14 protein-coding genes are annotated in these 12,220 nt (G+C 68.0%); 4 read left to right on the top strand and 10 right to left on the bottom strand.

The window, feature by feature from the left end:
- The first annotated feature begins 4 nt into the window (after positions 1–4).
- On the top strand, positions 5–481 hold the full coding sequence (locus BW971_RS03720) for a VOC family protein (RefSeq protein ID WP_076476709.1): 477 nt from the start codon (positions 5–7) through the stop codon (positions 479–481).
- A gap of 10 nt (positions 482–491) precedes the next feature.
- Here BW971_RS03720 and BW971_RS03715 read toward each other — a convergent pair whose 3' ends face one another.
- Positions 492–1,034, bottom strand: a complete 543-nt coding sequence (locus BW971_RS03715) for a hypothetical protein (RefSeq protein ID WP_076476707.1) — start codon at positions 1,032–1,034, stop codon at positions 492–494.
- A gap of 66 nt (positions 1,035–1,100) precedes the next feature.
- On the bottom strand, positions 1,101–1,988 hold the full coding sequence (locus BW971_RS03710; RefSeq protein ID WP_076476705.1) for a universal stress protein: 888 nt from the start codon (positions 1,986–1,988) through the stop codon (positions 1,101–1,103).
- A 215-nt stretch (positions 1,989–2,203) separates the two neighbouring features.
- Between BW971_RS03710 and BW971_RS03705 the strand changes: the two genes are divergently transcribed.
- Entirely contained in the window at positions 2,204–2,500 is a 297-nt protein-coding gene (locus tag BW971_RS03705) for a hypothetical protein (protein WP_083709250.1), read from the top strand.
- Between the two features lie 6 nt (positions 2,501–2,506).
- On the opposite strand, the gene BW971_RS03700 is transcribed toward BW971_RS03705, so the two are convergent.
- Complete coding sequence (locus BW971_RS03700) at positions 2,507–3,913, bottom strand: aminotransferase-like domain-containing protein (protein WP_076476703.1); 1,407 nt, start codon at positions 3,911–3,913, stop codon at positions 2,507–2,509.
- On the opposite strand from BW971_RS03700, the gene BW971_RS03695 reads away from it, so the two are divergent.
- Entirely contained in the window at positions 3,912–4,853 is a 942-nt protein-coding gene (locus BW971_RS03695; RefSeq protein ID WP_076476701.1) for a DMT family transporter, read from the top strand. The two genes, BW971_RS03700 and BW971_RS03695, sit on opposite strands and share 2 nt — an antisense overlap.
- A gap of 5 nt (positions 4,854–4,858) precedes the next feature.
- Here BW971_RS03695 and BW971_RS03690 read toward each other — a convergent pair whose 3' ends face one another.
- Positions 4,859–5,962 (bottom strand): glycosyltransferase, encoded by a 1,104-nt coding sequence (locus BW971_RS03690; protein ID WP_076476699.1) that lies wholly within the window; start codon positions 5,960–5,962, stop codon positions 4,859–4,861.
- A gap of 233 nt (positions 5,963–6,195) precedes the next feature.
- Here BW971_RS03690 and BW971_RS03685 point away from each other — a divergent pair, with 233 nt between their 5' ends.
- Complete coding sequence (locus BW971_RS03685) at positions 6,196–7,341, top strand: GmrSD restriction endonuclease domain-containing protein (RefSeq protein ID WP_076476697.1); 1,146 nt, start codon at positions 6,196–6,198, stop codon at positions 7,339–7,341.
- 36 nt (positions 7,342–7,377) lie between these two features.
- Here BW971_RS03685 and BW971_RS03680 read toward each other — a convergent pair whose 3' ends face one another.
- The 6 genes from BW971_RS03680 to BW971_RS22125 form a co-directional block, all read right to left on the bottom strand.
- Positions 7,378–8,157 (bottom strand): thioesterase family protein, encoded by a 780-nt coding sequence (locus BW971_RS03680; RefSeq protein WP_076476695.1) that lies wholly within the window; start codon positions 8,155–8,157, stop codon positions 7,378–7,380.
- 183 nt (positions 8,158–8,340) lie between these two features.
- The gene (locus BW971_RS22130) at positions 8,341–8,556 is read right to left on the bottom strand and encodes an HNH endonuclease (RefSeq protein ID WP_327200577.1); all 216 of its coding nucleotides are present in this window, start codon (positions 8,554–8,556) and stop codon (positions 8,341–8,343) included.
- 426 nt (positions 8,557–8,982) lie between these two features.
- Complete coding sequence (locus tag BW971_RS03670; RefSeq protein ID WP_076476691.1) at positions 8,983–10,149, bottom strand: MalY/PatB family protein; 1,167 nt, start codon at positions 10,147–10,149, stop codon at positions 8,983–8,985.
- A 59-nt stretch (positions 10,150–10,208) separates the two neighbouring features.
- A complete protein-coding gene (locus BW971_RS03665) occupies positions 10,209–10,634 on the bottom strand; it encodes a hypothetical protein (protein WP_076476689.1) in 426 nt (141 codons plus the stop codon).
- Positions 10,631–11,362 carry a molybdopterin-dependent oxidoreductase gene (locus tag BW971_RS03660; protein WP_076476687.1) on the bottom strand — a complete coding sequence of 244 codons (732 nt, stop codon included), beginning with the start codon at positions 11,360–11,362 and terminating at the stop codon, positions 10,631–10,633. Before BW971_RS03660 ends, BW971_RS03665 begins: the two co-directional genes overlap by 4 nt.
- Positions 11,359–12,183 carry a cytochrome b/b6 domain-containing protein gene (locus BW971_RS22125; RefSeq protein ID WP_200799350.1) on the bottom strand — a complete coding sequence of 275 codons (825 nt, stop codon included), beginning with the start codon at positions 12,181–12,183 and terminating at the stop codon, positions 11,359–11,361. Before BW971_RS22125 ends, BW971_RS03660 begins: the two co-directional genes overlap by 4 nt.
- Positions 12,184–12,220: the final 37 nt, after the last annotated feature.

Genomic DNA, 12,220 nt, shown 5'->3' with positions numbered 1-12,220 from the left:
CATCATGGCGACCATCACCCCGAGCCTGTGGTTCGACAACGACCTCGAAGACGCGATCGACTTCTACCGGTCCGTCTTCCCCGACACCACGGTCCACCAAGTACACCGTCATACCGAGGACAGTCCAGGTGGTGAACCGGGCAGCGTGCTCGCCGCGGACTTCGAACTGCTCGGTGCGCGGTTCAACGCGATCAACGGCGGGCCACAATTCCCGTTCACGGAAGCCGTGTCGTTCCGGCTCGACTGTGCCGACCAGGACGAGGTGGACCACTACTGGTACGCACTGCTCGACGGCGGCGTGGAGTCACAGTGCGGGTGGCTCAAGGATCGCTTCGGGCTGAGCTGGCAGGTGGTCCCTCGCCGGTTGATGGAACTGCTGTCCGATCCCGACCGCGAGCGCGCCAACCGCACCATGCAGGCGATGCTCGGCATGCGCCGATTGGTGGTCAGTGAACTCGAGGGTGCCGCGGACCGGGTCTGACGGCACGAGGTCAGGCAATCAGCGCGGGCCAGTGATAGCTCACCGTGCCGCCGACGCCGGCCTCGCGCCATCGCGCAGCGGCCAGATCAGCCGCCCGCAGGCACGTCTGGATCTCGTTTTCGGTCGCTCCCCCGGCCTCCAGGACGTCGTCGGAGTACAAGACCGGGAGATGTCCGGCATGCCTCTGGCGCCAACGGGTGTCGATGATGTCGACCAGTTGCAACGAACGTGCCAGATCCCGACCGCCCACGTGACGTACCGTCCGGCCGGACCGCGACGTCGGGGCGGTGTGTGATCGGAAGGCCCGATCGAGGGGTCGTTCGGTGCGCGGATCGCGACCGAACGCAACCGCACCGTAGACGCCGTCCCCCAGGGACCAGTTCATCTCGACGATCAGTTGCAGCATGTCGCCCGGCAGCAACTGTTCGAGGTCGTCATCGACCGGACCGCCGACGACGACGGTGGACAGTTCGACACGTCTCTCCGCCGGACCGCCGAGTCGGATCTCGGTGACATGACGGTCCAGCGCGATGCGTCGGAAAATGACCTGCACAATTCACGAAGATAGGTTGCGACCCGGCCGCGGTCCACCGACTTCGGCGTTTTGATCAGTTCGGTGTCAAACGTTCGTCTCGACGTCGGTGTCGGAGCGGGCCACCAACACCGGACACCGCGCCCCGTGCAGCACCGCCTGACTGGTCGATCCCAGCAACAGACCGCGGAAGCCACCTCGTCCGCGGGTACCGAGCACGATCAGCTGAGCATCGCGGGCGGCATCGAGCAGGCGGTCGGCGGGCCCGTCCGGGGCAACGATCCTGTGGACCCGCACATCGGGGTGCTTCTCACCGAAACCCGCAAGCTGTTCAGCCAGTGCCTCCTCGGCCTCCACCGACATCCGCTGGGCGCGCTGCTCGTCGACGCCATAGCCGTACATGGCGTCGATGGCCAGGTCGGAGTATGTGTGCACCGCGATCAGCGGCACGCCGAGTTGATCCGCGTGGTCGAACGCCTCCGCCACCGCGGTCTGGCTGACCGCCGAACCGTCCACTCCGACGACCACCGGGCCTCCGGGCGTTCCCGCCCCGGCGACCACGACGACCGGACAGTGGGAGTGTGCGGCGACGTCGGTGCTCACCGAGCCGAGGAGCACGCTTCTCACCCCGCCCAGTCCGCGTGTCCCGACCACCACGAGATGAGCGGATCGAGACAACTCGCGCAACACAGTGGTCGGGCGACCCTCGTAGGTCTCGCCGGTCACGTCGAGGTCGGAGACCGTCTCACGGGCCAACTGTGTGGCGGTGGCAACCACGTCGGCGGCTTCGCGGCGCACCGCGTCGACGACGTCCTGCGGGATCGCCAACCCGGGCGCGAACTCACTCGGCTCGGTGCGGAACGTGCTGACCACGGTCAGCGGGCGCTTCTCGCGTCCGGCTGTCTGCGCTGCCCAGCGCACCGCCTCGTTCGCGGATTCGGAACCGTCGACGGCCACGACGACCGCTGTGTTCATCTCGGCGTCCTCTCTGTCCGGCGACCCCGTCGAGGTCGCTCATCACCTTCCACGTTTCGCTCGCCCGTGCCGTCGGTCAATGGTCGGGTGCTATCTGTTCGGCCACACCTTCGGTCGGATCGGTCACGCTGCGGAACCGGGTTGACGGCGTCTGACATGGGGGTGAACGTGGGAAGCGACAACAGCGAACGACGAGCGCGAACGAGAGGTGGGCGATGACCGGGTTCGAGGGTCCCGAGTTCCCGGTGGCCGCGAGGTACGCCGGGATCGTGGTGGTCGCCGCGGTGATCGTGTTGGTGGCCGGTGCCGTGTCGGTCGGGTGGATCCGCACCATCTTCGGTGTCGTCGGGCCGCTGGCGATCCTCGGTGGGGCGCTGGGCGCAGGGTTGCGCGCCTACCGCGCCTACCAGCAGGGGCGCGCCTGGCAGGTGTGGCAGGGCGCCATGTGGTTCTTGCTGGTGTTGTTCCTGGTCGCACTCGGCAGCACGTTCGGGTTGCTCACCGGCGGATGACGAGGATCAGCGCGCGAGCACCTCGGCCAGGGTTCGCGCTGCCTCGGGATACCGGTCCGGGCCGGCCGCACCGAAGTTGAGTCGGATGTGCGGACCGGTGGGTTCTGCCGGAAACCATTCGGACCCGGCCGATATCGAGACCCCGGCCGCCAGCGCCTGTGCGGTCACCACGTCCGGGTCGGTCATCCGACCGTCGGGATGACGTTCGGGTAGCTGAGCCCACAGATTGAGCCCTCCGGGCGGTGTGGCCGTCACCCGGATCATCGGTGCCTCCGCCGCCAGCGCGGCGAGCAACGCATCACGCCGGATACGCAGATCCCGTTGCAGCCGTTGCAGATGAGTCCGCCATCCGGGTCGGCTCACCACATCGAGCGTCGCGGTCTGCAACAGCGGCGAGACGTACAGGTCGGAGACGGCCAACGCCTCCTCGATCCGCCGCCGCGCCGGACCCCGCGCCAGCACGGCCGCCACCCGCAGCGTCAACGACAGACTCTTGGTCAGCGACCGGATGTAGACGACATGTCCGCCGGAGTCGGCCGCGGCCAGCGGTAGCGGATGGCTGTCGATGCCGAGGTCATGCGCCCAGTCGTCCTCCACCACGAAGGCGCCGTGTGCTGTGGCCACCTCGAGCACCTCCGTTCGCTGCCGCGTGGACCACACATCGCCGGTCGGGTTGGCGAAGTTCGGCTGCACGTAGACCAACCGCGCCCCGGTGGCAGCCAGGGTGTGGTCGAGATCGACGGCCGCAGGGGCACCGTCGGTCCGGGTGATGGGTGCGATGACGAGCCCGGCCTGCCGGGCAGCGGCGATCGCACCCCAGTAGGTCGGTGATTCCATCACGATCGTGTCCCCCGCCGCGGCGAGTGCCCGGAAGGTGGCCGACAACGCGGCCTGGCCTCCGGAGGTGATCAGCGTGTCGGCGTCGAACCAGCCGTCGGCGCCCAGGTCGGTGACGAACCACTGCCGCAGTTCGGGCACACCCGCCACCGGAGGTCGTACGAATGCGTCCGCGTTCTTGGCCGCTCGCGACACGGCGGCCCGAACCTCGCGCATCGGCATCAGGTCGGGTCCGGGGTACCCCCCGTGCAGGGCGATGGTGTCGGGCGTGACCTGGCGCAGTGTGGTGCCGATCCGCACACCCGATGCGCGCCATGGACCCAGAGCCGTTGTCTGCCAACCAACGTCGACGGGTGCGGCCACCGCGTCGCGGGTGCGGACAAAAGTGCCCAAGCCTGGTCGCGTCTCGATCAGCCCCTCGGCCACCACCTGCGTCACCGCACGTTGCACGGTGACCGGACCCGCGCCGAAGTCGGTTGCCAGCGAACGCGTGGACGGCAACCGGGTACCGGGTGGAGCGGTGGCGACCAGGGAACGCAGGTGACTCGCAATGCGCGCACTGCTATCGTCGGACATGAGTTCAGACAATAGCGCTACCGGTCCACTGGCGCATTCGCTATCGGGCTCCGGCATCGGCTGGGGCTTCGTGGGAGTATCGGCGTTCTCGTTTACCGTGCCGTTCACGCGCATCGCCGTGCACGGGATCGACCCGTGGATCGTGGGCTGCGGCCGAGCGGTGGTGGCCGCGGTGCTGGCGGCCGTGGCGTTGGCCGCCTGTCGTGTGCCACGTCCGTCTCGGCGCGATGCTCTGCGACTGATCCCCGTGGCCGCTGGTGTGGTGGTCGGGTTCCCGGTGCTCACCTCGTTGGCCCTGCAGCACACCGACTCCGCGCATTCGGCGGTGACCATCGGGTTGTTGCCCGCCGGTACCGCGGTGGTCGCGGTGGTCCTCACCAGGGAACGGCCCGGGCGGATGTTCTGGATCGGCGCCTGCGGCGGTGCGATCGCGGTGGTGCTGTTCGCGGTGTTCGGCCACGGTCGCGCGGTGACGCCGGGATTCGGTGATCTGTATCTGCTGGGCGCGGTCGCACTCGGGGCGGTCGGTTATGCCCAGGGCGCGTTGGTCGCGCGCGACATCGGGGCCTGGCAGACGGTCAGTTGGGCGCTGGTGCTGTCATCCCCGTTGATGGCCACGATCAGTGGCGTCGCATACCTCGCCCATCCCCCGCATGCGACCGTCGGGCAGTGGTCGGCTTTCGGCTACCTGTGTGTGGTGAGCGCGTTCCTGGGGTTCTTCGCCTGGTACCGCGGTCTCGCTCTCGGACCGATCACCACCGTCGGCCAGACACAGCTGGTCCAACCGGTGCTGACCGTGATCTGGTCGACGCTGATCCTCGGCGAACACCTCACCGTCGCGCTGGCGGTGGGCGCCGCCGCGGTGATCGGTTGTGCGACCGTGGCGGTGCGTGGACGGGTGCGTCGGGCACCCGCGCCGGCCCTGGAACCCGTCGGCTGATCGGGTCAGCCGGCCGCTCCGGCGTGTACGTCGATCATCGTGTCCACCGAGGCCGACCACGAGTATCGCGCCGCGCGACTCCTCGCGGCGGTCTCCCGCGATGCGCGCGGGACGTCGAGCACCCGCGACACCGCCGCGGCGAACTGGGCGTCGTCGTTGTCGGCCACGGTGCCGCCTTCGTCGCCGATGACCCCTCCCACCGCCGAGGTCCGAGAACCGACCACAGGAGTCCCGGATGCCAGCGACTCCAATGCCGACAGACAGAAAGTCTCATGCGGTCCGGGAGCCATACTCACGTCGGCGGTGGCCAACAGCGACGCGATCGTCCGGCGGTCGGGGACATGACCCAGGAAGGTGACCGGCAGACCGCGGGCGGCTCGCTCCAGGGCTGGGCGTCGGGGGCCGTCACCCGCGATGACCAGTCGCACCGGTGCACCCGACCGGCGCAACCGTCGCAGCGCGGCAACACTGCGGCCCGAACGCTTCTCGACCGACAGCCGACCGCAGTGGACCATCAGGATCTCGCCGGCCGCGCGGAACCGTCCGGGGTCGGCGTGTTCGGGTGCGAACATCGCGAGGTCGACACCGAGCGGGGCCCTGCGTAGGTTCTGCGCGCCCACCCGCGTGAACTCCACCGCGGCGAAGGCGGTGGTGCACACCACCGTGTCGAAGGTGGCCGCGGTGTCGGCGTTGGCGACATCGGCGAGCCGGCGGGCGGCCGGGACCGGCATGGCCATCCCGAGCAGCCGATCCAACCGTTCGTGCGACACCATCGTCGAGTGCACGTCGTGTTCACGCGCCCAACGACCGATGGTGCGCAGGGTGATCCGGTCGGAGACCTCGACCGCGTCGGGTCGTAGGCCGGCGAGTACGTCGGTCACCCGACCTGGTGGGATGACCCGGTAGCCGCCGGTCGCAGGCAACAGCGGTGCGGGAACGGTGATCAGGTCGACACCGCTCGCGAGTGTCCCGTGGGTGGACCCCGACCCGGGGACCACCAACACCACCTCGTGGCCCGCGGCCACGTAACCGGCACCCCAGCGATCGATCGCCGTACGCAGACCACCGGACCGGGAGCCGTAGAAATTCGCCAGTTGCACGATACGCACTCGTCAGTGTTGCCGGTGACCGATGACCGGGCATCGATCGGCGACGGAACAGTCGATGAACAGATCACGATAATCCAGCGGCGACGCCGTCGGCGCCGTTGTGGCAGCGGTCATCGCCGACGTTCGGGGAGTTCGGGTGGTTCCCCCTGTAACACCGTGATCCGCGCCACGTATACATGTGACGGTGCGTGACCGTGCCGCCGACCACATCATGAGGGAGCTCAGAGACTCACGTGTCGTATCCATCACCCGACCTCTCCGGTTTCGAGTTCGAACGCCCTTCCGGACCTCCCGGCACCCCACCCCGTCGAACACGCAGGAAATGGCCGTACGTCGCGGGTGCCACGCTCATCGCGGGCGCCGTCGCCGTCCTGGCGATGCCCGAGCACACCACGCCCGATACCAGCACCAGGACCGCGCTCGCGTCTGCCACCAGCCCGGCCGTCAGCGTCACCCGTGACGCGACCGCCGCTGCAACGCCGTCCGAGACAGCGTTGGCCGTGGCACCCGTCGCGCGGACCGTGGAAGCGCCCGGTCCAGCCGACGCCGCTCTGGCCATGTTGGACACGTTGGCGGTGAAGGGTCGCGCACCCAAGACCGGTTACAGCCGAGCGCAGTTCGGCCCGTCCTGGACCGATGACGTCGATGTGGAGTCGGGTCACAACGGCTGCGACACCCGCAACGACATCCTTCGTCGCGATCTCACCGATGTCACACTGAATGCGGGGACGCACGGGTGCACAGTGCTGACGGGAACCCTCGCCGATCCATACACCGACACGAGTATCTCGTTCGCACGGGGCGAGACCACATCGTCTGCGGTACAGATCGATCACGTGGTCGCGTTGTCGGACGCCTGGCAGAAGGGTGCGCAGCAGATCTCGACGCAGCAGCGCCAGGCGCTCGCCAACGATCCGATCAACCTGCAGGCGACGGACGGACCCACGAACGAGCAGAAAGGTGACGGTGACGCCGCCACCTGGCTACCGCCGAACACGGCCTACCGCTGCACCTACGTGTCCCGTCAGATCGACGTGAAGGCCGCGTACTCGCTGTGGGTGACTCCGGCCGAGAAGGAGGCGATGACCCGAGTGCTGACCGGATGCGGCGGCACCGCCCCGGACACCACCCCGTCCACGTCATCGCCCGTACCGACGACGACCAGCCGCACATCCACCCCGCCGTACACGCCGCCGCCGACTACGAAGCGGTACGCACCCACCCAGACGCCGCCGGTCGCCGACAACGGTGGATCGTCCGTGTACTACGCCAACTGCACGGCTGCTCGAGCCGCAGGCGCTGCACCGATCTACGCCGGACAGCCGGGTTATCGTTCCGCCCTGGACCACGATGATGACGGGATCGCCTGCGAGACGTGACCCGGGCGGTGTCCGGCCAATGCCTTGCAGACAACGTCAGGCGGGCGGCAACGGCCGCACACTCAGGATCTGGGCCTGCGTACCGATGGGCCCGTACAGGTCGTGGAGCGTGGTGCTGGTCAGTCCGAAACCACCGGCGCCGAACGAGACCGTTGTGTCGAAACCGACCCAGGCGCTGCCAGGTTGGGCGAACAGATGCGCGGTGAGGTCGATGTTGGGGAAGGCGACACGTCGCGGGTCGGCCCGCACCGTCATGCCGTTCGCGATGTCGAAGACCCCTGCCGCACTCGCGAGCGTGCTCACCTCTTCCCCTTCGACCAGCGGGACCGTCGGTCGCACCCAGAACGTGGCCCGTCCCGGTTCCCGTTGCGAACGGCGAACTTCGGCCGATGCGATGAAGCCACCCGGCCATACCGACGTCGGATCCCACTGCTCCATCGCATCGGGTGGATCGATGGACGGCAGCGCCGAAGCCACCAGAGCGTCGGTGTCATGGTCCTGCATCAGCCACGCCCGAAGTCGCACCGCCGCGCCCCCGCCGTGCTGGAGCACCGCCTCGACCAATTCGATGGTGCGGCCAGCTCGCAGCACCGATACGCCGACTTCACAGACGTCCATGGGCACCGTGCCCAGGATGTCGTAGGACAATCGTCCGATCAGCAGGCCATCGTCACGTCGCCGATCACGGTCCTGTTCGACGGCGTGGACCAGCAAGCCCAATGCCGGCGCGATGTGCTGCTCATCGGTGTTCCACGCACCACCGACGTGTACCGACGGACGAAACGTACCCGGTCCGAGTCGCGTGAAGTAGGCCATCGGACGCACGGTACTCGCGCCGGCTAGAGCCACGCCCACCCCGCTACGGGCGTGGCCGAGCCCCTCGTTGTGAACATCACACACTGTGAAGTTGTCAAAGTACTTGTGCGTCCGGCTCGTACGGCCGCGGGGGTTCGAGGTCCTTCTGGTGATGTGACGGCTCAGCTCACGCGGCGGTTCCCATCATGTGTGGGCGGGTTGGGGTCGGCGTCGTGGGTCCACCGTTGCGGGTGGGATGAGCCAGGGGTGTCGGTCGTGGCCGATGATCGCCTCCCACCCCTGGTGATGCACCGCGGTGTGGCACGACCGACAGAGCGGGCACCCGTTGTCGACGATCGCCGGGCCGCCGTCGGCGTGGTGGACAATCCGTTTACGACGCCGGTGCCCCGCAGCCAACATTGCCGCCCGATCGGAGACGGCGCCCGACCAGCCCAGGCGCTCGGTGTTCCGATCTGCGACCGGCACGGTCACCACGACTTCGGTCCTGGCTGCAGCCACGGCCGCGTCGTCGACATCGACGAACGGTGCATGATACTAATAGCGTTATCTCACAGCATCTTTCGATACTTCTCGATACACCCCGCTCAAGAACTACCCTCCTTGTCCGACATCGACGTCGGTCGATCGACTGACACCGCTTCTCACGGCCACGCGGTCAGCTCACGGGTACGGGTCGGTCGGGACCGACCCGAGAGCGCGGCCTCAGCGTGTCCGAGACCCGAGTGCGCCGGCGCCACAACCGCGAGAAGCGAACAGCGTCGCGGTCGGTGTGGACCGCCCCAACACAGGTGAGGGATCACCCGCGGTGCAGATGGTGGTCGATCATCAGCGCACCGATGCCAACCGATCCACCGCCTCGACGATCGTCTCCGGAGCACAGCCGATATTCATCCTTGCGAATCCCCGTCCCGGTTCGCCGAAGTCGAGTCCGCGGACCAGGGCCACCTTCGCATGGCGCAACGCGTGGTCCGCGGGATCGTCACCCCATCCCAGTGCGGTCATGTCCAACCACGCGAGATAACTCGCCGCCGGACGGCGCAGGACGACCTGCGGGAGCTTCGTCGCGAGCTGCTGTTCCAACACCGCGACGTTGTCCTCGATCGCGGTGACGGTGTCGTCCAACCAGCCTCGACTGTCGTCGAAACCCGCACGGGTCGCGATGACACCGAACAGCCCGGTGCGGACGGTGACCTCCTCGGGCATCGACCGCATCACCTGGGTCATCCGGTCGGAGGCCGTGGCGAACATCGCGCATTTCAGGCCCGCGAGATTGAACGCCTTGCTACCGGACTCAGCAGTAATACCGTGTTCGCGCGCAGCGTCCGACACACTCAGATACGGCGTGAAGATGGTGGCGTGATGTGTGAGCGGGGCGTGGATCTCATCGCTGACGACCACCCCGTCGTGCGCGGCGACGATACGCGCCAGCTCGATGAGCGTCTCGCGGGAATGCACGGTGCCGACGGGGTTGTGCGGGTTGCACAGCAGCACCGCGCGGGCACCATCCGCCAGCGCGGCGTCGATGCCAATCAGGTCGAGGGAGAACTCGCGACCGTCGTCACGGAGCGGGACCTCGACGACCCTCCCACCTGCCTCCGGGATGAAGTCGAAGAACGGTGGATAGACGGGTGGGGTGACGACCACGCCGTCACCGGGTTCGATCAGTCGACGCAACGCCTCCACGATCACCACGCTCACGTCGGTGGTACAGCGCATCCGGTCGGGGTCGGCGGCCCAGCCCCAGGTGTCGGCAGCATACGCGGCGAACGCCGCCGCCGCGCCGCGGTCGTGCGAGTCGACGTAGCCGGTGTCCCCGATCTCGACCGCCTCGATCAGCGCCGCCCGGATGGCGGGTGCCAGCGGAAAATCGGTCTCGGCGACGAACATCGGCAACACCTCAGACGGATACGCGACCCACTTCTCACTGGACCGGCGGCGCAGTGTGGCGATGGGGTCGGCGGTGGTCGGTCGGCCGGTCCGAGGTGTGGACATGCGCGGGAGCCCTTCGTCGGCGGGGTGTGGTGGTCCCACGCGCCATTCTGCCGCTCTGGCTATCGGGACCGCCGTCCCCGCGCGATCGTGACCACCACGAGAGCCCAGATCACCAGAACCGCGATGGCCAGAGCGAGACCGTACGGTCGGTCGAGAAGGGTTGCACTCTCATTGTTTCCGGGTGCTGCCGTCGCGGCGCTGCGGGGCCATAGCACGGGACCGGCGAGCAGGACCAGCAGCAGGGTCGCCGCCGACGCGGCCAATACGGGTGGCCACCATCGTTGCGGAAGGAATCGGCGGGCGCCGAACCCGGCGGCGATGCACAACGGTGCGAAAATGGCGTCGTGAGCGATGAGACCGCCGATCAGCCAGATCCCGATGGACGTCTTGTCGATGGTGTTCATCTCCCAGATCAGCGACACCCCGTACCAGCCGATGGGCAGCGCACCGAGGACCAGCAGGAGCCTGATGGCACGGATCGTCATAGCACCTCGATTCGCGACAACCACTTGGTCTGCAAGACGCCCGGTCGGTTGGGAGTGATGAGCCGGCAGGGGTACCCGTGGTCGGTGGTCAGTGTCTGCCCGTGCAACTCCAGTGCGACCAGCGACGACGTGTTGCGCGCGAAATTCGCGGGCAAGGTGCTGACTCCGTACAGCCCGCGTTCCAGCGACGTGAAGCGAACATCACGGTCGGGGTCACCGTCGACCAGCTCCACCAGGTCACGCACCCGGACGCCACTCCAGGTCGCCTGCGCACTCCACCCCTCCACACAGGCGATGGGGAGCTCACTGGTGTGCTGCGGCAGACGACGCAGATCGTCGAGCGACAACACACGGGTCGTGCGACCGGCCACCACGGTCAGCCGGTAGTCGGGGGCGTGGGCCATGGTGACGACCCCGGCGGCAGCCGCGGTGCGATTCACCGGGACGCCCTGTGGGCCGTGACCCGATCGCGGCGCGAGGAACGAGATCCAGCGCAGGAACGACACGCTCTGGCCGGCGAATGCGAGACCCGCAAGGCCTGCCGCCCCCACCGCGGAGAGCAGCACGGCCCGACGGGACACCCCGCGAGACGGTCCCGGTTCGTCGGGTCGGGCGAACGCCGCGTATCGCGGTGGCGGTGGATCACGGGGCACCGCACCGTCATCGGGCTGGTCGTGGGTAGCCACATCGGGATCCGGCGTCGGATCACCGGCCGACGAATCGGTCATCGCGTCGCCTCGTTGGGGACGTGGTCGTGGTGGAGCTCGTTGTCGATCGGCTCGGTCGACTCCAGTGGTGTGGTGAACGCCTGCTGGATGACCGGCAGTTTCACGGCGATGTGGATCATCAGGGCCGCCACGATCACGAACGACATCGCGTAGTGGGTGGTGGTGAAGAAGAACTTCCAGGGATAGAACTGCGCGGTGTTCATCAACCCGGTGAAGAGCTGGAAGATCATCGAACTCACCAACACCGCGATCGACAGGCGCTCCAGTGCACGCAGCGGGGTACCCACCACGGGTCGGGCGAACAGGCGCGGGTAGACGATCTGCAGTTTGATCAGCAACAACGGTATCGCCATCGTCCCGGTGATGACGTGCACGCCCTGGCTGAGTCGGTACAGCCACGGCGGATCCGACGGGAAGTAGAACCAACTCGGCGGGTGCTGAATCCAGTGGCTCAGCAGTCCGGTGGCGAAGCACACCACCACGCACGCCCCGAGCATCAGCCCCACGCGGGCCGTCAGGCGTGGGCTGCGAACGGTGGTGTCGCGTCGGGGTGAACTCGGGCGGAACGCGATCGCCAGGCCGATGTCGGCCAGTTCGCGCCCCCGGTCGGCGAGTCGTGGATGGCGTGGGACAGCGACCTCGCGGACGGTGACGCCCATCGTCCGACGGACCAGAACGATTCCGCGCCCGGTCGCATCGTTGACACGGTCGATCCACCGCACCGGTGCGCCGCCGGAGTCCGCGGGTGAACTGGCCATCTCGCCGACCTTGTCGACCACCGGTTCATCCGGCTCGTCGTCCGGCCTCGGTGCGATGTCCATGTCCAGTCATTCGTACCGGAGCTGCGATCGGGTGGGT

The organism is Williamsia sterculiae, from assembly GCF_900156495.1.
GTDB lineage: Bacteria > Actinomycetota > Actinomycetes > Mycobacteriales > Mycobacteriaceae > Williamsia_B > Williamsia_B sterculiae.
The sequence above is the reverse complement of the archived record's forward strand: the minus strand, read 5'-3'. Positions and strand labels throughout refer to the sequence as shown.